At 52.3% G+C, this 18,879-nt stretch carries 16 protein-coding genes and 1 pseudogene; 15 read left to right on the top strand and 2 right to left on the bottom strand.

Annotated features, from left to right (window positions below):
• Positions 1-126: 126 nt before the first annotated feature.
• The 5 genes from thrS (at position 127) to WBG83_RS09685 (ending at position 4,662) form a co-directional block, all read left to right on the top strand.
• Positions 127-2,064, top strand: coding sequence for a threonine--tRNA ligase (gene thrS, locus WBG83_RS09705; protein ID WP_336744813.1), 1,938 nt, complete (start codon positions 127-129; stop codon positions 2,062-2,064).
• A gap of 126 nt (positions 2,065-2,190) precedes the next feature.
• Positions 2,191-2,871 (top strand): 3D domain-containing protein, encoded by a 681-nt coding sequence (locus WBG83_RS09700; RefSeq protein ID WP_336744812.1) that lies wholly within the window; start codon positions 2,191-2,193, stop codon positions 2,869-2,871.
• A 142-nt stretch (positions 2,872-3,013) separates the two neighbouring features.
• The gene (locus tag WBG83_RS09695) at positions 3,014-3,553 is read left to right on the top strand and encodes an RNA polymerase sigma factor (protein WP_336744811.1); all 540 of its coding nucleotides are present in this window, start codon (positions 3,014-3,016) and stop codon (positions 3,551-3,553) included.
• Positions 3,554-3,637: 84 nt separating this feature from the next.
• Entirely contained in the window at positions 3,638-3,769 is a 132-nt protein-coding gene (locus tag WBG83_RS09690; protein ID WP_336744810.1) for a hypothetical protein, read from the top strand.
• A gap of 509 nt (positions 3,770-4,278) precedes the next feature.
• Complete coding sequence (locus WBG83_RS09685; RefSeq protein WP_336744809.1) at positions 4,279-4,662, top strand: hypothetical protein; 384 nt, start codon at positions 4,279-4,281, stop codon at positions 4,660-4,662.
• Between the two features lie 392 nt (positions 4,663-5,054).
• Here WBG83_RS09685 and WBG83_RS09680 read toward each other — a convergent pair whose 3' ends face one another.
• Positions 5,055-6,341 (bottom strand): ammonium transporter, encoded by a 1,287-nt coding sequence (locus tag WBG83_RS09680; RefSeq protein ID WP_336744876.1) that lies wholly within the window; start codon positions 6,339-6,341, stop codon positions 5,055-5,057.
• Between the two features lie 204 nt (positions 6,342-6,545).
• Between WBG83_RS09680 and WBG83_RS09675 the strand changes: the two genes are divergently transcribed.
• From WBG83_RS09675 to glnA, 8 genes are all read left to right on the top strand, one after another.
• Positions 6,546-6,959 (top strand): YugN family protein, encoded by a 414-nt coding sequence (locus tag WBG83_RS09675; RefSeq protein WP_336744808.1) that lies wholly within the window; start codon positions 6,546-6,548, stop codon positions 6,957-6,959.
• Positions 6,960-7,085: 126 nt separating this feature from the next.
• Positions 7,086-8,663, top strand: a complete 1,578-nt coding sequence (locus WBG83_RS09670) for a S1C family serine protease (RefSeq protein WP_336744807.1) — start codon at positions 7,086-7,088, stop codon at positions 8,661-8,663.
• 121 nt (positions 8,664-8,784) lie between these two features.
• Positions 8,785-9,474, top strand: coding sequence for a response regulator transcription factor (locus WBG83_RS09665; protein ID WP_336744806.1), 690 nt, complete (start codon positions 8,785-8,787; stop codon positions 9,472-9,474).
• Between the two features lie 3 nt (positions 9,475-9,477).
• Positions 9,478-10,929, top strand: coding sequence for a sensor histidine kinase (locus tag WBG83_RS09660; RefSeq protein ID WP_336744805.1), 1,452 nt, complete (start codon positions 9,478-9,480; stop codon positions 10,927-10,929).
• An 89-nt stretch (positions 10,930-11,018) separates the two neighbouring features.
• The gene (locus tag WBG83_RS09655) at positions 11,019-11,978 is read left to right on the top strand and encodes a 4-hydroxy-3-methylbut-2-enyl diphosphate reductase (RefSeq protein WP_336744804.1); all 960 of its coding nucleotides are present in this window, start codon (positions 11,019-11,021) and stop codon (positions 11,976-11,978) included.
• Positions 11,971-12,489 (top strand): DUF2062 domain-containing protein, encoded by a 519-nt coding sequence (locus tag WBG83_RS09650; RefSeq protein ID WP_336744803.1) that lies wholly within the window; start codon positions 11,971-11,973, stop codon positions 12,487-12,489. Before WBG83_RS09655 ends, WBG83_RS09650 begins: the two co-directional genes overlap by 8 nt.
• A gap of 232 nt (positions 12,490-12,721) precedes the next feature.
• Positions 12,722-13,768, top strand: coding sequence for a 3-deoxy-7-phosphoheptulonate synthase (gene aroF / locus WBG83_RS09645; protein ID WP_336744802.1), 1,047 nt, complete (start codon positions 12,722-12,724; stop codon positions 13,766-13,768).
• Positions 13,769-14,095: 327 nt separating this feature from the next.
• Entirely contained in the window at positions 14,096-15,520 is a 1,425-nt protein-coding gene (gene glnA / locus WBG83_RS09640) for a type I glutamate--ammonia ligase (RefSeq protein ID WP_336744801.1), read from the top strand.
• 261 nt (positions 15,521-15,781) lie between these two features.
• Here the strand turns inward: glnA and WBG83_RS09635 are convergent, their stop codons facing one another.
• Positions 15,782-17,665: an extracellular solute-binding protein gene (locus tag WBG83_RS09635; protein ID WP_336744800.1), complete on the bottom strand. Its 1,884-nt coding sequence runs from the start codon at positions 17,663-17,665 to the stop codon at positions 15,782-15,784.
• A 374-nt stretch (positions 17,666-18,039) separates the two neighbouring features.
• On the opposite strand from WBG83_RS09635, the gene WBG83_RS09630 reads away from it, so the two are divergent.
• Together WBG83_RS09630 and WBG83_RS09625 are read left to right on the top strand one after the other, a co-directional pair.
• A complete protein-coding gene (locus WBG83_RS09630) occupies positions 18,040-18,438 on the top strand; it encodes a DoxX family protein (protein ID WP_442955818.1) in 399 nt (132 codons plus the stop codon).
• A gap of 54 nt (positions 18,439-18,492) precedes the next feature.
• A pseudogene (locus WBG83_RS09625) lies at positions 18,493-18,609 on the top strand (pirin family protein); the annotation flags it as partial.
• Positions 18,610-18,879 lie beyond the last annotated feature (270 nt).

Raw genomic sequence — 18,879 nt, 5'->3', positions numbered from 1 at the left:
GAAGCGCTGACTCGAAGCTGGCATGCCAGAGCGGGCGGCGGAATTCAGGGTGGAACCACGAGAAGCACACTCGTCCCTAGCGGGATGGGTGTTTTTTTGTTACTAAATCCAAGGAGATGAATGAAAATGTCCGTAAAAGTAACACTGCCGGACGGCGCTGTACGCGAGTACGAGCAGGGCGTAACCATTGAAGACATCGCCGGCTCCATCAGCTCCGGTCTGAAGAAAAATGCAATCGGGGGCAAAATTAACGGCAAATCCGTAGACTTGTCCCGTACATTGGAAGAGGATGCCGCGATTGAAATCGTCACTCTCGACAGCGCAGACGGGCTGGAGGTTTACCGTCACAGCACTGCGCATTTGATGGCTCAGGCCCTTAAACGCATCTATGGCGATGACAAGGTAAAGCTTGGTATCGGCCCAGTCATCGAAGACGGCTTCTACTATGACATCGATATCGAGACTCCCATTTCCGTTGAGGATTTGGCGGCTATTGAGAAGCAAATGGAGCGCATCATTCAAGAGAACCTGCCGATTACCCGCCGGGTTGTGAGCCGTGAAGAGGCGTTGGCGATTTTCCGCGGCATGAACGATCCGTACAAAATCGAGCTGATTAACGACCTGCCCGAGGATGCTGAACTCACCATTTACGATCAGGGCGAATTTTTTGACCTGTGCCGCGGGCCGCATCTGCCGTCCACCGGACGAATTAAAGCCTTCAAGCTATTGAGCGTAGCCGGAGCCTACTGGCGCGGCAATGCCAACAACAAGATGCTGCAGCGTATTTATGGAACAGCGTTCCCGAAAAAAGCGCAATTGGACGAGCATCTGCATTTGCTGGAGGAAGCCAAAAAACGCGACCACCGCAAGCTAGGCAAAGAGCTGAAAATTTTCAGCTTCTCGCGCGAGGTGGGCCAAGGGCTTCCGCTGTGGCTGCCCAAGGGCGCCAAGCTTCGCCGGACGCTGGAGCGTTATATTGTAGATTTGGAAGAAAAGCTTGGCTACAGCCATGTCTATACGCCGGTGCTTGCTAACGTGGAGCTGTACAAAACCTCCGGCCACTGGGATCATTACAGCGAGGACATGTTCCCGAAAATGATCATGGACAACGAGGAGCTTGTTCTTCGTCCGATGAACTGCCCGCACCATATGATGGTGTACAAAAGCGAAATGCGCAGCTACCGCGATTTGCCGGTACGTATTGCGGAGCTGGGCACCATGCACCGTTACGAAATGTCCGGCGCTCTGACCGGCCTGCACCGCGTTCGCGCTATGACGCTGAACGACGCTCATATTTTTTGCCGCCCGGACCAAATTAAAGATGAATTTGCGCGGGTCGTCAACCTGATCCGTCAAGTATATGAGGACTTCGGCATTACCGACTACCGCTTCCGCTTGTCGTACCGCGATCCGAAGGACACGGAGAAATATTTCCAGAACGATGCCATGTGGGAAATGTCCCAGCGTATGCTCCGTGAGGTTATTGAGGAGCTGGATCTGCCGTTCTTCGAGGCGGAAGGCGAAGCCGCGTTCTACGGGCCGAAGCTGGACGTGCAAATTAAAACTGCATTGAAAAAAGAAGAAACCTTATCGACCGTTCAGCTGGACTTCCTGCTGCCGGAGCGCTTCCAGCTCGAATATATCGGCGATGACGGTCAGAAGCACCGTCCGGTTGTTATTCACCGCGGCATTATCAGCACCATGGAGCGGATGACCGCGTTCCTGCTGGAGAACTTTGCGGGCAATCTGCCGACCTGGCTGTCTCCTGTACAAGCCCAGGTGATTCCGGTTTCGCCGGCGTTCGAGGCTTATACGAATGAAGTGACCGAGAAGCTGCGGCAGGCGGGTATCCGGGTTGAATCCGATCTGCGCAACGAGAAGCTCGGCTACAAAATCCGCGAAGCACAGCTGGAGAAAATCCCTTACATGCTCGTAGTCGGGGAGAATGAACAGTCGAACGGAACGCTGAGCGTGCGCAAACGCGGAGAAGGCGATCTGGGCGCGAAGCTGGTTGCAGACGTTATTGCGATGATTGGCGAAGATATCGGCGGCAAACGTTTCTAAGTGAAGCCGGTGTAATGAATAAGGCTCTGGGACCGTGTGGATATGCGGCTCTCAGGGCCTGTTTGTTTTAAAAAATGATTATTTTTTCCGAACTTGGGCACCCTCTCTAACAGGGAGGGTTCCTACATGGATTCTACGACGAACTCCCCGGCCAGATGGTTTAGCTGCTTTATGCTGTGCATCGTGCTTGTTGCGGTACCAGGGCAGTGGGAACCACCGGACCGGGGAGTCGAAGCAAAGCCGTATTTACCCGTAACGATAGAACAGCCATCGTTCAAGAAGGTCAGCACCCCCAGCATCTCCGCGGCGACGCCAGTCACAACGCAAGCGGCTGAGGCGGGCAAGGTGAGGACCGCGCGTTATCGTTCAGCTCAGGAGCTGATGGAGACGAACAAAAGATATCCCGCGCTGCATGAGGATATATCCGGCTTTACAGCCAAGGAAGTTGTTGCCACCGGCTATTACGCCGGAGTCGAGTCAACGGGCAAGAAGCCCGGTCATCCTTCGTATGGAATTACCTATTCCGGTGTTCAGGTCCGGCGTGATGTATATTCCACGATTGCCGCCGATCCGAAGGTATTTCCGATTGGTACGGTACTGTATATTCCAGATTACGGCTATGCGGTAGTCGCAGATACCGGGTCGGCCATCAAAGGAAACATTATCGATTTGTATTTTAATAAAAAAGAAGATGTCTACAAAGAATGGGGCAAGCGCAAAGTCAATGTATATGTTATTGAGTGGGGGAAAGGGAAAATGACGGAAGCCGCTCTGAAGCAAATGAACGATACGGCGCTGGCTCCTTAACCGGATACGGGAAGCTTGGGATAAGTGAGAATTCTTATCACAAGCTTCTTTTATTTATAGACCGGATATGTTACAATTTATGGAGTTATTGTAAACGCATACATCTTGTTTTCAGGTTGGAGATGGGGAGATGAAAAGCGGGATGTGGACTTTTTTGGAGTCAGAAAGCGCTCAGAGCCCGGAAAACCATGACGCGCTGCTGAACGAGCTGTATCGTCAAATGTTTATCGTGGCGTACGCCTTTGTCCGCGATCGTACGGATGCCATGGATATCGTCCAGGAGGCTTGGCTCAAAATACTAATAAACATCGATACCCTGAAATCACCGGATAAGATTATCGCCTGGGCCAAGACGATTACAACCAATACGGCTATTAACTTGCTGCGCCGCAAGTCGCTGCACACACGGGTAACCGGATACGAGGTCGATCCGTGCTTGGCGATAGATGAACAGGCGGCCGGACTGGAGATGTATCTGGTTCGCAAGGAGATTTGGGACAGCATCGGCCAGCTGGATGAGGAGAGCCGCAAAATTTTCGAGCTTAAATTTGTATACGGCTTTACCGATAAGGAAATCGCTGCGATGCTGGAGCTGCCGGCCGGAACGGTGAAGGCCAAGGTGCATCGCGGCAAGGAGCGGCTTCGCGCGGAGCTGACACATATATACGAAATGGATTCGTAAGGGCTGGAATCACAGCCTAATCCTAGGAATAAAACAGGCCTTCTCTCCTCATAATAAGGTTGTGCAGGGGAGGTGACTTGAACAATGGCCAACAACAAGAACAAGAACAAAAATGTGAATAACCAGCAAAACAAGGCTGAATTTGCTGAAGAGGTTTCGGCAAACAATGCCAACCGGGCGGCAACTAACGCTCAATCCAATAACGCAAACGAATAATAATGCATCACAGCTGCAAACACAGCGGGGTCGTCTGATGAAACAGGCGGCCCTTTTTTCAATTCGACTCCGCACCGCGCGCAGCTCCCAGCGCGCGGTGTTTCGCTGCATGACGGCCGTCGGTCGACCACAGACATCGTTTGATTATAATGTAAGCGAATTTAAACCGGAATGGAAATGAGTAGAGCAAGTTGAATAATCAGGGGGGGGCGCGTCGCGGATTGCCAGTGATTAGTGTAATCGGCATTGCCACAGCTGCTCTGGCTTTTTTACTGCCGGGTCTGTGGCCGGGGATTATTGTCGTGGCACAGGAAATCAAGAAGCTGGCGGAGTAAAGCAAGGAAGCCGCAGCCATTGTAGATGAGCAGATGCGGCCTTTTGGGATTTTTGACATGGAATTGATGTTACATTAATTTACGCATTCCCATCAAAAAACACTTGCAAAAACCGAATAATGGTGTAAACTAGCGTTATGAATGTTCACATTAATCGGCAGGTGAGTTATCGTGATGGATGCAGTGCGTAATAATAATACGGCAGGCACACGGCTTAAACAGCGCAAGGCTGCGGAAGTGTTTCCTTTTTTGGAGGCGTATATTGCCCGTAAAGAGCAGCAGATTGCTGACATCGAGCAGGTTGTTGAACGGTATGAGCATAAGCGGATGAAGGAAGAGCAGGCGTACCAGACGATGTCCCCGCTGCGCCGAATGTTCTCCGGCAAGAAGCATGATCATCATCTGGCGGTCGAGTACATTCATTATGTCAAACAGCCGATGGAGCAGGTCAGAAGGCTCCGGCTGGAGGTTGAAGCGGCCAAGTCGATTATGAGCAGCTCACAGCCGGGAGATTTGATTACATTAAGTGAGGATTTGTCCGGTGCGCTGGAGCTGTAGCCGAGAAGCCTTGCATCACGGAACTTAGAATGAAATACGGGGTTTGAGTATGTATACCCTGCAGTCGTAATGGCTGCAGGGTTTATTTTTGTCTGGTGAAGGAGCTGCTTTCACACCGGGGAGGCGACAGAAAGTCATGACGGTTTTAGATCAACTTGACGGCGGTCGGTCGACCACACGCGGACCCTAGACCGCCCGCATAGCCTGCCTCACTTCGCAGTTTCGGTATATGCACATAGCCCGGTCCGCATAAAAAGCCCTCACCAAGCTTAGAAAGCGGGATAGTCAAAGGGCACAGAGGAGGTGAGCGGGATAAGGGAAGAAAAAAGAAGCGCTTCTCCGGCGGAGAAGCGCTTCTTTTATTTCTTCTTGAATGTTAGCTTTTGTTAGCTTTAATGATCCTTCTTCAAGGCATTCAAGTCGATAAAATCCTTTTCCTGGCTGTAGGCGGGGACGCCGTGAATACCGACATCAAGACCGATTAGCTCTTCATCCCGGCTGACACGGAGCTTGACTACCGTGCCGATTAGCTTGAGCGCCGCCCAGGTCAGCAGGAAGCCCCAAACGCATACAACGACGAGCCCGAGCGCTTGGACGCCCAGCAGCCTCCAGCCGCCGCCATAAAATAAGCCGGCTGTCGTCCCGCCGGTAAGCTCCGGGATAGCGAACAGCCCGACGGCCAGTGTGCCGATGCTGCCGCTGACGCCGTGAACGGCAAAGGCGCCGACAGGGTCGTCGATGCCGCGTTTTTCCAGCAATTCGGTCGCGAGCACCATGGCGATTCCGCTGAGAATACCGATAAGAATAGCGGCGGCGTCGGAAACAAAGGCGCAGCCGGCGGTGATGCCGACCAGACCCGCCAGGGCGCCGTTGATGACCATCGGGGGATCGGATTTCTTATAGCGGATCATCGTAAACAGGATGCAGGTAGCACTCCCCGCGGCGGCGGAAAGCATCGTCGTCACAGCGATATGACCGATCGATGTATTCGTGGCGCTAAGGGTACTGCCGGAGTTGAAGCCGAACCAGCCGAACCAGAGAATAAAGGCGCCGACTGAGGCGAGCGGCAGGTTGGAGGGCGGCACGATATTGGCCGATCCGTCTGCGGCAAATTTGCCGATGCGGGGACCGATAATCATCGCCGCGGCGAGCGCCGAGAAGCCGCCAAGACCGTGAATAACAGCCGAACCGGCAAAGTCTATCATGCCCAGCTGCAGCAGCCAGCCGTTAACGCTCCATACCCAGTGGCCGGCAATTGGATAGATGAGGCCCGTCATAACAATGGTATACAAAATATAAGCCCGGAAATTAACACGCTCCGCAACGGCCCCGGAGACGATCGAGATGACGGCGATAACAAAGGCGCACTGGAACAGCCAGTAGGTTTCGTGATTAATCGACAGGTCAATATGCGACAAATCGCCGCCAAGCATAAAGCCGCTCGTTCCGATAAACCCGCCGGCATCCGTACCGTACATAATGGCAAAGCCAAAAATATAAAACACCAGGGCTCCGAAAGCAATATCGACAAACACCTTCATAATAATGCTCACGGCGTTTTTCTGACGGACAAATCCGGCTTCCAGCAAAGCGAATCCGCCCTCCATGAGCAAAATCATTGCCGCGGTCAGGACGACCCAAATCGTATCCACGCCGCTGGCCAATTGTTTCAGGTCCAGCTCCAACCGTTCCACTCCTTACATGTGATGTTGTAATCGTTTCCGCAGTCCATTATAAGTGTCTGTTGATAAGTATGTCAACGAAAGGTGTTAGTATTTATTACGTGATTTTACTGGAAACCGGGCTCATAAAAAGGAGGCCGGAGGTTCATCCTAAAAAATAGCATGCTTCCGATGACTAACCCTTAAAGGAGTGTCGACATTATGATTCCGTTAACGTCCGCTATCGAAGGCCATGAGCTTGATTTTGCCAATTTGAGAGACCGGCTGTCCGGCAGCGGCTTTACCCTCGGCGGCAATTGGGATTACACCCATGGTTCGCTAGATCGTCCTCTGGATGAACGCCATACCGTATTTTTGCGAATTCCCTTTGATGTTATCCGGGGCGAGCTGGACGGGGACGACGATAACCCGGAGGCGGTTGTCCGAATCGGAACGCCTTATGTATTGAAGCATTTATATGAAGACAATACGGATCAGGATACCCAGCCTCGCATATACGGCGCGCTTGTGGATCAGTTCGCGGCCCCTATTGACAAGGATGCGGATGTGGAGCAAAATTGGGTCGAACAAGCGGCGGCTGTATTAAAGGAAGCCGAGCAGCAAATCCGCCCGTAACTTTTTAACTGCGCTTTATCTTCTTTTAAGGTTCATTTAAGCTACGGGGTCCAATATATAGACATCAGGACATTAGCAAATTATGAATTCAAACACATAAATGACCTTAGAAGGAGGCAGTTCAAAATGGAAGACAACAAACGCAAGGATGACAACCTTTTCTACCGCAGCGGAGGCGCAGCAAATGGTGATGGCAAGGAACAGGGCGATAGCAGCAAGCCATCTGCAGAATCAGGCCAATCCTCCTCTTCCTTCTATTATTCCTACGGACCGTACAAATCAAACGGCGAGAATGAGAATGGAAGCCGGTATACCACCTACTCGACTTCAAATGGAGAAGCGGCCAGCGCCGATGTTTCCGCTCCGCGTCCGGTCAGACCGTATGCAAGCTCTCAGGTGCATGTGTCCCCTACCCAAAGTGAGGCGAAATGGGAGTACGGCCCGCCGAAAAAACGAACCGGCTGGAAAAGCATGTTCGCCGCCTTTATGGCCGGCGCCGTTCTCGTCGGGGGCTTGATGGTTACCTCTGACCGGTTAAACCTGTTTACGCCGAAGCAGGCCGTTCAATCGGCGGCGGCCGGAACAGGAAGCACGCTCGTCTCGTCTTCGGGCGGCGGCGGAGTAACCACGGCTGTAGCAAGCACAGCCCGTCCGAACTCGATTGCTGATTTGGTCGATCAGGCAAGCCCGGCGGTGGTGAAGATTGACACGTATGTGAAGTCTTCCTCCTCCTCCTCCCGCAGCCGCAGCTCGAATCCGTTTTTTAATAATGACGATATTTACCGTTATTTCTTCGGCAACGGCGGTCAGCTTCCTGACAGCGGCAATAGCGGGGGAAGCGGCGGTCAGCAAAGCCAGCGGCAGCAGGCGGGTGTAGGCTCTGGATTTATTTTTGACAAATCGGGTTATATCTTGACCAACCAGCACGTATTGGAAGGGGCCGACGAGGTAGAAGTCGAGGTACTGGGCTTCAAAGAGCCGTTCAAGGCTGAAGTGCTCGGAACCTCCCGCGATCTGGACCTTGCGGTCATTAAGATTACGGGCGATCAGGATTTCTCCGTGCTTCCGATTGGCGATTCCGATCAGCTTCGCGTCGGGGATTGGGTCACAGCTATCGGGAACCCGATGGGCTTCGATCACACCGTTAGTGTCGGCGTGCTGAGCGCCAAGGAGCGGGAAATTACGATTAGTCAGTCCAACCAGCAAGCGCGGAAATACCAGCACCTGCTGCAGACGGATGCTTCCATCAACCCGGGCAACTCCGGCGGACCGCTCATTAACATGAACGGGGAAGTCATTGGCATTAATACCGCTGTCAGCTCGGAAGCGCAGGGCATCGGCTTCGCCATTTCGACCGGCACGATCAAATCGGTGCTCGACAATTTGAAAAATAACGTGAAGGTGCCAAGCCCGTTCATCGGCGTGCGGATTCAGGATATCCCGTCCGACTGGACGAAGCAGCTTAAGGTTGACAGCACGGATGGCGTTGTTGTCATCTCCGTTGTAACCGGCAGCCCGGCTGCACGCGCGGACCTGCAGCCGTATGACGTCGTCACTCAAATTAACGGCGAGAAGGTCAAAAATGCGGAAGAGTTTACGGCAAAAATCAAAACGCTGAAGGTTGGCGACAAAGCGACGCTTACGGTCGTTCGCGAAGGCCAGTCGCTCACGACCGCTGTAACGGTTGGCGACCAAAATAAATAAGACGCAGATTCGCTCGGGAAGCGGAGAACACGGCCAAACCGGTTCTTCGCTTTCTGTCGTTTTAACGCGGGGCCAAATTTGCTACAATGATACGTAAACGATAGATTCAGGGGGGACCATTTTGCGTGAGAAGATTCTAGTCATTGATGATGATAATAAAATTACTTCCATGCTCCGCCGCAGCCTGGCCTTTGACGGGTATTCGGTTGTGACGGCGGCCAGCGGCTCGGAGGGCCTGAAGCATCTGCTTCAGGAAGAGCCCGATTTGATTATTCTGGACGTGATGATGCCGCAGATGGACGGATGGGAGGTTTGCCGGCGAGTGCGCGAGGCTGGAAGTGAAGTGCCGGTTTTGATGCTGACCGCCAAGGACGAAATTGCCGACAAGGTGAAAGGGCTTGATCTGGGCGCAGATGATTATATGGTGAAGCCGTTCGCCCTGGAGGAGCTGCTGGCCCGGGTCCGTTCGCTGCTGCGGCGGAAGGTGGAGCGTACGGCCGCAAGCACGGCACGGATTAGCTTTGAAGATCTGATTCTGGATATCGATACCCGCGAAGTATTTCGGGAGGGCAATTCCATTGAATTAACGACAAAAGAGTTCGAGCTGCTTCATTTGTTCATGCAGAATCCGAAGCGGGTGCTCGGACGTGATGTGATTATGGATAAAATTTGGGGCATTGACTACAGCGGTGAATCCAACGTACTAGAGGTGTACATTGCCCTCCTTCGTCAAAAGCTGGAGGAATACGGAGGGAAGCGCATCATTCAAACCGTGCGCGGCGCCGGGTATGTGCTTAGAGGGGAGTCTTGAGCCATGTCTATTCGGCTCCGCCTGACCCTGTGGTATACCGGGGTTTTGGCTGCGACGATGCTTGTATTTGGTTTTGGGATTTATATTTTTTTGTCTGTTTCCATGCAAAGCAAGTATGAGCGAACCTTGCAGGACTATGCCCAGCGGGCTTATCAGCGTCTGAATGTTGGAACCTCTCTGTCGCAGCGGGGGCTTAACCTGAACCTGGAGCTGGACATATACGATTCGATTCAGGACAGCGGCATTTTGCTGCAGCTGGCGAATTTTCAGACCGGGGAAATCAGCCGCTCCACCAGCCTGAAGAAGCTGAACGTGCGGCTTCCCATTCAAACGGAGCTGGCGAAATCCGGGGAGGCCTATTATGAGAAGGATACTCGGTTTATTGTGTACAATTTGCCCCTGCACATACAAGGCGATGTGGTCGGTCTGCTGCAGGCCGGGGTCTATATCGGGGAAGATGAGCTTCTCTTGACCCGGGTGCGCAATCTGCTGCTGTTTTCTACCCTGCTCATGCTGGCCCTTGCGGCATCTCTCGGCTGGTTTTTGGCGCGCAAAGCGCTTCGGCCTATCGACGACGTGATTACGGCAACACTGCAAATCGAGAAGGGCGCCGACCTCGACAAACGGATTGCCTACGAGGGGCCTACCGATGAAATCGGCCGTTTGACGGAGACGATTAACGGGATGCTGGTGCGAATCGAAGGGATATACTCCGAGCTGAATGAAGCATACCGGACGCAGCGGCGATTTGTGTCGGATGCCTCCCACGAGCTGCGCACGCCGCTCACGACAATCCGGGGGAACGTGGATTTACTGGAGAAAATGTGGAAAAAAGTGCAGGAGGAAGGCCTTCACAATTCAGATGAGCAGCTGGTGATTACCCGGGAGGCGATGCAGGACATTTCCGCCGAAGCCGAGCGGATGAGCCGGCTCGTGAACGATATGCTGTCCCTGGCCCGTGCAGACGCTGGTCTGAAAATGATGAAGGAGCCGGTGGAGCTGGCTCCGCTCGTTCAAGAAGTGGTGCGCCGTGCCCAATTTTTGTCTAAAACGGCCGAGTGGCGTCCCGGCGATTTGTCGGTGCTGGACGGCTTGACGGTTTATGGCAGCAAGGATTATTTGCAGCAGCTGCTCTTTATATTCATCGACAACGCCTTCAAGTATACACCGGAGGGGGAGGTCAGTCTGGAGGCGGTGAAGGGGGACGGCCAGATCGGCTTCCGGATCAGCGACACCGGGATCGGCATGGATAAAGAGGAGATTCCCCACATTTTCGAGCGTTTTTACCGGGCAGACCCGTCCCGCGGCAAAACCTCGGGCACCGGACTCGGCTTGTCAATTGCCAAATGGATTATTGATGAGCACCGCGGCTCTGTCGAGGTGAAAACAAGGCTTGGCGAAGGCACTACCTTCATGATTTGGCTTCCGCTTAACTTTTCACTTCCCGCAGAGTGAGGTATACTAAAAGACAGGACAGTTTTCGCCAAAAAGAGCGAGAGCCGTGCCGTTAAGCACAGGCTGTTCAAGAAATGAGGTCAACCCTTATGGAAGTCATCAAAATTTCGCCTCGTGGCTACTGCTATGGCGTCGTGGATGCGATGGTGCTTGCCCGCCAAACGGCCAAGAATCTCGACTTGCCCCGCCCGATTTATATTTTGGGCATGATTGTGCATAACAAGCATGTGACGGACGCTTTTGAATCGGACGACGGAATCATTACGCTGGACGGGGAGAACCGTCTGGAGATTCTGGAGAAAATCGACCGGGGAACGGTTATTTTTACCGCGCACGGTGTTTCGCCGGAGGTGCGCCGCATCGCCCGGGAAAAGGGCTTGACGACCGTTGACGCTACATGTCCTGACGTGACCAAGACCCATGATTTAATCCGTGAGAAGGCCGCGGCAGGCTATCATATTATTTACATTGGCAAGAAAGGTCACCCCGAGCCGGAGGGCGCTGTCGGCATTGCACCGGATCACGTGCATCTGATCGAAAAGCTGGAGGACGTGGAGGCCCTCGTGCCGAAGCTTCCTCAGGAGCGTATTATTATTACGAATCAAACGACAATGAGCCAGTGGGACATCCGGCATATTATGAATATGCTGCTGGAGAAGTTTCCGCAGGCTGAAATTCATAATGAAATTTGTTTGGCAACTCAAGTGCGCCAAGAGGCGGTAGCTGAGCAGGCTGGAGCTGCAGACCTGTGTATTGTCGTAGGGGACCCGCGAAGCAATAACTCCAATCGTCTTGCCCAGGTATCTGAGGAAATTGCCGGCACTAAGGCATACCGCATCGGTGACGTGACGGAATTGAACCGGGAATGGCTGAAGGGCGTTAACAAGGTGGCTGTAACATCCGGCGCCTCGACACCGACTCCGATTACAAGGGAAGTTATTTTGTATCTGGAGCAGTACGACGAGAACAATCCGGATACATGGGAGCCTGTGCGGTCTGTACAGCCCGGCAAGCTGCTCCCGTCCATCAGGAACAAAGCTCATGCGTAATGGAAAAGGAAAGCCGGCGAAATTCAGCTTTACCTCGATGAAAAGGTACATCAAATTCAAATATTTGATGCTATTGCGTGCCAAGGGGGGAGCTTCCATGGTAGCGGCGGGCTTCTCCATCGGGATAGCCGTGGAAATGTTTACGCTGCCGACGTTCGGCGCCGCATTTTTGCTCCTCTTTCCTTTTGTCCGTCTGTTTCGGGCAAGTATGGAGGGAGCATTAATCGGCTTTGTAGCCGGGAAGCTCGTTTACTCCATGTTTGCTTTTCCGAACGCAAGGCTGGGCCGTATGCTGCTGGGGCATAAGCTGGAACCGATTATCGATCATATCAGCTTCTTGCCTCATAAGCTGCTTTCCTTTTATTCACAGCTCCTGGTGGGCGGCATCATTAACGGCTTGCTGCTGGGACTGCTTCTGTATTTTCCGATCCGCTGGTTTTTGCAGTACATGCTGACCCGCCGGCTGCAGCGGCGCAAAGAACGCAAGGCGCTGCGCGTGGTGATGCATTAAGACGATAGTTGAATCCTGTTTCATCAGGCCCCTCGGAAGCTCGAAGCTCCGGGAGGCCTTTTTTGCGAGAACAGCAGTCCCCAAAAAATATCTTGACCCATGCCGGAGAGCCGGGTATAATTAACCCAACAAATACTTTAGTGATTAAAAGCTTAAAAGCACACAAGCGTTGCAGCGGATAAGCGTCTAAGTATGCAAGTGATATAATTAACCTTAAGGGAGCGTGTTTTTCATGATCGCCATTACTTCCAGCACTATTACTGACGAGCGTATCGCCGAGATTGTCCATCATATTGAGAAATTCGGAGTGCAGGCCCATGTATCGCGCGGCACAGACCGTACGGTAATCGGCATTATCGGCAAGGCTGAGCCGAAGCTGGCGGAGCAGCTCCGCCAGATGAGCGGCATTGACAATGTCATCAAGATCTCCAAGCCTTACAAGCTGGCCAGCCGCGATTTCCATCCGGAGGATTCTGTAATTGATATCAACGGTGTCAAAATCGGCGGAGGCGAGCTCGTCATCATGGGCGGACCTTGCGCGGTGGAATCGCCGGAGCAAATCGACGAAATCGCCCGTCTGGTGAAGGCGGCCGGTGCGCAGGTGCTGCGCGGCGGCGCGTTCAAGCCCCGCACCGGCCCTTACAGCTTCCAAGGCATCGGCGTAGAAGGTCTGGAGATGATGGCTCAAGCGGGCAAGAAGCACGGTCTTCTGACGATTACCGAGGTGATGACGCCGGAATATGTTGATGTATGCGCTGAATACGCGGACATCCTTCAGGTCGGAACACGCAACATGCAGAACTTCGACCTGCTGCGCAAGCTGGGTCAAACAAACCGTCCGGTGCTTCTGAAGCGCGGCTTCAGCGCAACCTACGAAGAGTTCCTGAGCGCGGCCGAGTACATTTTGGCTGGAGGAAATCCGAACGTTATGCTCTGCGAGCGCGGGATTCGTACGTTTGAGTCGTACACGCGCAATACTCTGGATCTTGCAGCCATTCCGGTGCTCAAATCGCTCAGCCACCTGCCGGTCATTTCGGACCCCAGCCATGGCACAGGCCGCCGCGAGCTGGTAGAGCCGATGAGCAAAGCGTCCGTAGCCGCAGGCGCCGACGGACTTATCGTAGAAATGCATACAGACCCGGACAATTCGATGACCGGCGACGGCGTTCAATCGCTGTTCCCGGAGCAGTTCGCCAAGCTGATGCAGGATTTGGAGAAGCTGGCTCCGCTGTGCGGCAAAACCTTCGATACGAAGAAAGAGCCGGTTTCCATTTCCTAGAACGTGCATAAAGCTTGTCGATATGTTAAAATTAATAAGGTAAATCCACGGAGAGGCTTGCCGGTCCGCTTGTAGAAGCGGGTCGGCAAGTTCATTTTTTTGCTGTATGGTATTGAAAAATGGTGAATTTCCTCGAATTTCTGCGCCAAATCGTGAACATTTTGTTAAGGGTGTGAGCATAGCTTACACCCCCACAAAAAATACCTCACATAAGTATTGACGGGGTATAGGTCTCGTTCTATAATATGACCATGTGATTAATAAAAACTTGAACAATTCTCGTCCTGAGAACGAAGAATGTTCGGAATTTAGGAGGAATTAAATAATATGTCCGCTGCTAACGTACTTCAACTTATTAAAGACAAAAACATCGAGTGGGTGGATTTTCGTTTTGTAGGTTTGTCAGGTAAAGCTCAACATATCAGCCTTCCAGCCTCCGAAGTTGATGAAGATACTTTCGTTGCAGGCGTTGCTTTTGACGGTTCCTCCATCCCGGGATTCCGCGGAATCGAAGAATCTGACATGGTTATGATGCCTGACACTGAATCCGTATATATCGATCCTTTCACCGCGCATCCGACTCTGATCATTATGTGTAACATCCATACGCCAGAAGGCGGCCGTTACGATCGTGATCCGCGCAGCATCGCTCAAAAAGCGGAAGAGTATATGCAAAAAGCAGGCGTTGGTACAACTGCATTCTTCGCTCCTGAATCCGAGTTCTTCATTTTCGACGATGTTCGTTTTGAGAACGGCATGAACAAAGCGTACTTTGAAGTAGATTCCGAAGAAGCTGCATGGAACAGCGGCCGTAAAGAAGAAGGCGGCAACCTGGGCTTCAAGGTTCCGGTAAAAGGCGGTTATGTGCCTGTTGCTCCGATGGATACACAACAAGATATCCGCAGCGAAATCTGTCGTTTGCTGATGGAATCCGGCCTGCGCATTGAGCGTCACCACCACGAGGTTGCTACTGCCGGTCAAGGCGAAATCAACTTCCGTTTCGACACACTGTCCAAAACAGCCGATAACCTGATGAAATACAAATACATCATTCATAATACTGCCCGTCAATACGGCAAAGTGGCAACCTTCATGCCAAAACCGCTGTTTGGCGATAACGGTAGCGGTATGCACGTTCACATGTCCATCTTCAATGGCGACACGCCTTTGTTCTATGACAAAGACGGATATGCTAACCTGAGCGAGCTGGCTCTGCACTACATCGGCGGTATTCTGTACCATGCTCCAGCCCTGATTGCTATCACTAACCCAAGCACCAACTCGTTCAAACGTCTGGTACCTGGCTACGAAGCACCGGTTAATCTCGTATTCTCCAAAGGTAACCGTTCCGCAGCAGTCCGTATTCCGATTGCCGCTGTTTCGCCAAAAGGCTGCCGCATCGAGTTCCGTACGCCGGATTCCACAGCTAACCCGTACCTGGCATTCGCAGCGATGCTGATGGCTGGTTTGGACGGTATCAAAAGAAAGCTGGACCCTCGCGCACTGGGCTACGGTCCGCTGGACAAAAACATTTACGACCTGCCGGAAGAAGACAAAAAAGAAATCCGCAGCGTTCCAAGAGACCTGGATGCAGCGCTTGACGCTTTGGAAGCTGACCATGAGTTCCTGACTGAAGGCGGCGTATTCTCCCAGGATTTCTTGAACAACTACATCGAGTTCAAACGCGCGGAAGCAAAATCCGTAAATATCCGCATCAACCCATTCGAGTACGGCCTGTACTTCGACTGCTAATTGATAGCGAACTTATACCTTGCTGGAAGACTGTGGACTTTGGTTCGCAGTCTTCTTTTTGCCCGCGTATTCTGACGGATCGGAGTAGTCCGACTAGTCCAGCTGAAGCAAGACAGGTTTTCCTCCAGCTGTTGAATGCAAGCTAAAATGAATCATGTAGAGAATTGTCGAAAAAAAGAAATCCCGCTGCCGGCTGTGTGCCGACATGCGGGATTTTTGCGTCCTGATTGTAATTTAAAATTACAAAAATAACATAGCATGTTATATATTTGGGTTTTCATTTTTAACTATCAAATTCAAAGTCTCCATCATGGATTTATAATCCTGTGAGCTTGTCATTGCTTTCATATGGTTTTCCCAATCGGCCGGGGATAGCTTTCCAAGAATATATTTGATTTTGAGCTCTTCTACCTTCCCGATAGTCTCCGAATAGTCCCGGTAAACCTGCTGCAGAGCCGCTTGAGGCACGCTGCTGCGGCTGTAGTCCACGCTGCTCCACTGCTTGACTGCCGACTGGTAGCCGGATTTGGCTGCGGAAGACAGCTTGTTTATGGCTGTGCTGCCGTCCAGCGGAGTAGACTGACCGAACAGATTAGCCAGCATCACACGGTCCTGTTCATTCAGCCCGTCAATTTGCTCCCACGCTCCGGCCTCGCTCATGGCAAGTCCCTGATCAAGCCATTCCAGGAGCTTCACAGCCTTATCAGTTGGAACTGTCCGGGGAATGATGTACAAGCCGGAGCCCTCGCTGTTCCAAGGGGCAATCGGTGAATTGGAGCCGGCCTGTAGCTTGGCCAGCGGGACCCACAGAGGCGCAGAACCGCCGGCAGCGTGATCAGACAAGGTGGAAGCCTCCGCAGCCTGCTCCAGTGACATAGCGGCCAGCCCGACCCGGCCCTGTTGGATTTTGTCCAACGCATGGTTTTCTTGGGAAATGGCAAATTCTTTATCAATCAGCCCGTCCGCGTACGCTTTGGATATCCAGTTTAACGCCTGCAGCTCCTCGCTGCCGACAGCGGTGTCAATCACTTGCCCGTCTTTCAGCATGAAGCGCTCCGGGCTGCCTGTGAAGGCCTGCTCCACCCAGGATAAAGAACCAAGTCCTTGTCCCTTCGTAAAGGCTGTAATTCCGATTGTATTGTGCTTGCCGTCGGCATCCGGATCGTCCTTGACGAACCGGACGAGCACATTGTACAGCTCGTCCATCGTCTCCGGCGCTTTGAGCCCCAGCTTATCGAGCCAATCCTTGCGGATAGCCGGAAAGGCGCTTTGATGGGGAGAATAAGGTCTTGGAATGCCATAGAGCCTTCCATCAATGGAACGGGCCGAAGGGGAGCTTTCAGCCGCCAGCGCTTGGAGGCGCGGAAACTGCTCCAGCATTCCGGTCAGATCGGTTGCAAAGGAAGTGAACAATTCTTCATTATATTGAAACGGCTGTTCAATCAGCATTAAATCGGTCGGATCGCCTGCGGCAATCATGAGATTGGTCTTATCACGGTAATACAACGGCGGGATGAGCGTAAGCTGAATTTCGGCTTTTTGCTCCGCCCGTATGTAATCCATCAGCTTGCCCGGATTGCCGGTAACGGCTTGGTCGGCGCGGGTGCTGATGCGTAATTGAAGCAGCGGATTCGGCTCCTTGACAACCGCCATGCGATCCTCGGTCTGCCATGATACCTTCATTCCGCTAGTTTCCGCAGCGAACCGGAGCGGGATCCAGAGCAGCCCGTCCTCATCCATAAATGGGGCTTCTATTAAGGCGTGGCCCGTCTGACCGTCTACCTCCGCAGCTTTACGGCCGGCCTGGAATACTAGGGACGGTCTGGACGAGTGGGTTGCGGTCAGCTGCTCTCGTTCCGAATCCCATTTTAATTGATAACCGAAGCCGTCCAGCAGGGAAGGGCCCGTAACCATCATCGTGTTGCCAATCAGCTGAGGGGCTTTAGGCAGAACAACCTGGACTCCGTCAAAAATTAATTGAATGTCAGCTGCGGGCTTCCTCGCTTGATGCAGGGCGCTGCCCTGATCGGAAGCAGCGTTATCCGCGGCTGAGGCCAGGCTAGCATAAAGGGAAGTTGCCGCCGCTAAGGATAACACCAGAAGAGTCGCTTTCTTAGTTAGCTGCTGTTTCTTTTTACGTTTCAAGCGGGTTACCTCCATTGGACAAGAGTTTAATAACTTAATTACGTTTTTTAAGCAAAAAAGTTACAAATGTTAACAGATGAGCGTAGGGAAGGACTCGGGGATTACAGAAGAACCAGAAGAACCAGAAGAATCGAGGCTGACAATGACAATCCTCTCTTCATCCTTATTGAAAATGAGCGGACATGTGCCGCTGCCCAAGCTGTTTCTTGATTTCTTGATCTTGATTTCTTGTTATTTATTTCGGCCGGAAGAATATAATTTTCATGTGTTGACAAAACGAATTGCTTAGAATATGATTATCTTGAAATCAAGATAATTTAAATTCATATATCTTGAATTAAGGGTTTATAAAATGAATGGGGAGGATGATTCAAATGAGTTTAGGGTTACTGATTGTCCGGTTGGTAGTTGGTTTGTTATTTGTAGGTCACGGAGCACAGAAGCTGTTCGGGTGGTTTGGCGGCTATGGTCCGAAAGGGACGGGCGGATTTTTCGAATCGATTGGCATTAAGCCGGGCGTTGCTATGGCCGTTATCGCCGGATTGCTTGAGCTTGTCGGCGGACTCTTGTTCGCGGCGGGCTTGCTGACAACAGTCGGCGCCATTGCGATTATTGCAACGATGCTGGTCGCCATTATCAAGGTGCATGGTAAGAACGGGCTGTGGTCGACAGCAAACGGGATAGAATATCATTTGGTTCTTATCGCAATCGCGGTGGCGGTTGCCCTGACGGGTGCAGGGGAATTTTCTCTCGATGCGGTTTTGAGCAAATAAGCTTAAAGGACAGAGCAGTGTTGAGCAAGCGCCAAATACAGGAGGAGATGCAGCATGCTTCGTATTTTTCCGGCAGAACAACGTTATAGCGCCGATCATGGATGGCTAAAAAGCAGCTTCGGCTTCTCGTTTGCGGATTATTACGACCCTGCTAATATGAATTTCGGCCCGCATTACGGAGGAAACGGCACTTGATATTTCTGCGGCTGAAGAGGCCGTCTGGATGCTTATTGATTTACCGGCTGAAGCATGAGCATAGCGGATAAGTGGAATTTTCATCAGCAAATTAGCGCTGCTTGTGAGAGTAACCCGCGCGAATCCCAAGCGCCTGTTGCGACACTGCGTGGCGGTCGGTCGAACCCCACGCTCGGCGCGGAGGAGGCAGGTGCGGAGAGCTTCCTGTCTTGATAATCAGGTAGTGCTGTAAGGATGGTAGTTGGA

The organism is Paenibacillus sp. y28 (genome assembly GCF_037137075.1).
Lineage (GTDB): Bacteria > Bacillota > Bacilli > Paenibacillales > NBRC-103111 > JBBBNV01.
The sequence above is the reverse complement of the archived record's forward strand: the minus strand, read 5'-3'. Positions and strand labels throughout refer to the sequence as shown.

Excerpts from the sequence above, each read along its gene's own strand:
- glnA (WP_336744801.1), top strand. The coding sequence starts at position 14,096 with ATGTCCGCTGCTAACGTACTTCAACTTATTAAAGACAAAAACATCGAG.
- WBG83_RS09700 (WP_336744812.1), top strand. The coding sequence starts at position 2,191 with ATGGATTCTACGACGAACTCCCCGGCCAGATGGTTTAGCTGCTTTATG.
- WBG83_RS09650 (WP_336744803.1), top strand. The coding sequence starts at position 11,971 with ATGCGTAATGGAAAAGGAAAGCCGGCGAAATTCAGCTTTACCTCGATG.
- WBG83_RS09690 (WP_336744810.1), top strand. The coding sequence starts at position 3,638 with ATGGCCAACAACAAGAACAAGAACAAAAATGTGAATAACCAGCAAAAC.
- WBG83_RS09670 (WP_336744807.1), top strand. The coding sequence starts at position 7,086 with ATGGAAGACAACAAACGCAAGGATGACAACCTTTTCTACCGCAGCGGA.
- WBG83_RS09655 (WP_336744804.1), top strand. The coding sequence starts at position 11,019 with ATGGAAGTCATCAAAATTTCGCCTCGTGGCTACTGCTATGGCGTCGTG.
- WBG83_RS09695 (WP_336744811.1), top strand. The coding sequence starts at position 3,014 with ATGTGGACTTTTTTGGAGTCAGAAAGCGCTCAGAGCCCGGAAAACCAT.
- WBG83_RS09660 (WP_336744805.1), top strand. The coding sequence starts at position 9,478 with ATGTCTATTCGGCTCCGCCTGACCCTGTGGTATACCGGGGTTTTGGCT.
- WBG83_RS09630 (WP_442955818.1), top strand. The coding sequence starts at position 18,040 with ATGAGTTTAGGGTTACTGATTGTCCGGTTGGTAGTTGGTTTGTTATTT.
- aroF (WP_336744802.1), top strand. The coding sequence starts at position 12,722 with ATGATCGCCATTACTTCCAGCACTATTACTGACGAGCGTATCGCCGAG.
- WBG83_RS09675 (WP_336744808.1), top strand. The coding sequence starts at position 6,546 with ATGATTCCGTTAACGTCCGCTATCGAAGGCCATGAGCTTGATTTTGCC.
- thrS (WP_336744813.1), top strand. The coding sequence starts at position 127 with ATGTCCGTAAAAGTAACACTGCCGGACGGCGCTGTACGCGAGTACGAG.
- WBG83_RS09685 (WP_336744809.1), top strand. The coding sequence starts at position 4,279 with ATGGATGCAGTGCGTAATAATAATACGGCAGGCACACGGCTTAAACAG.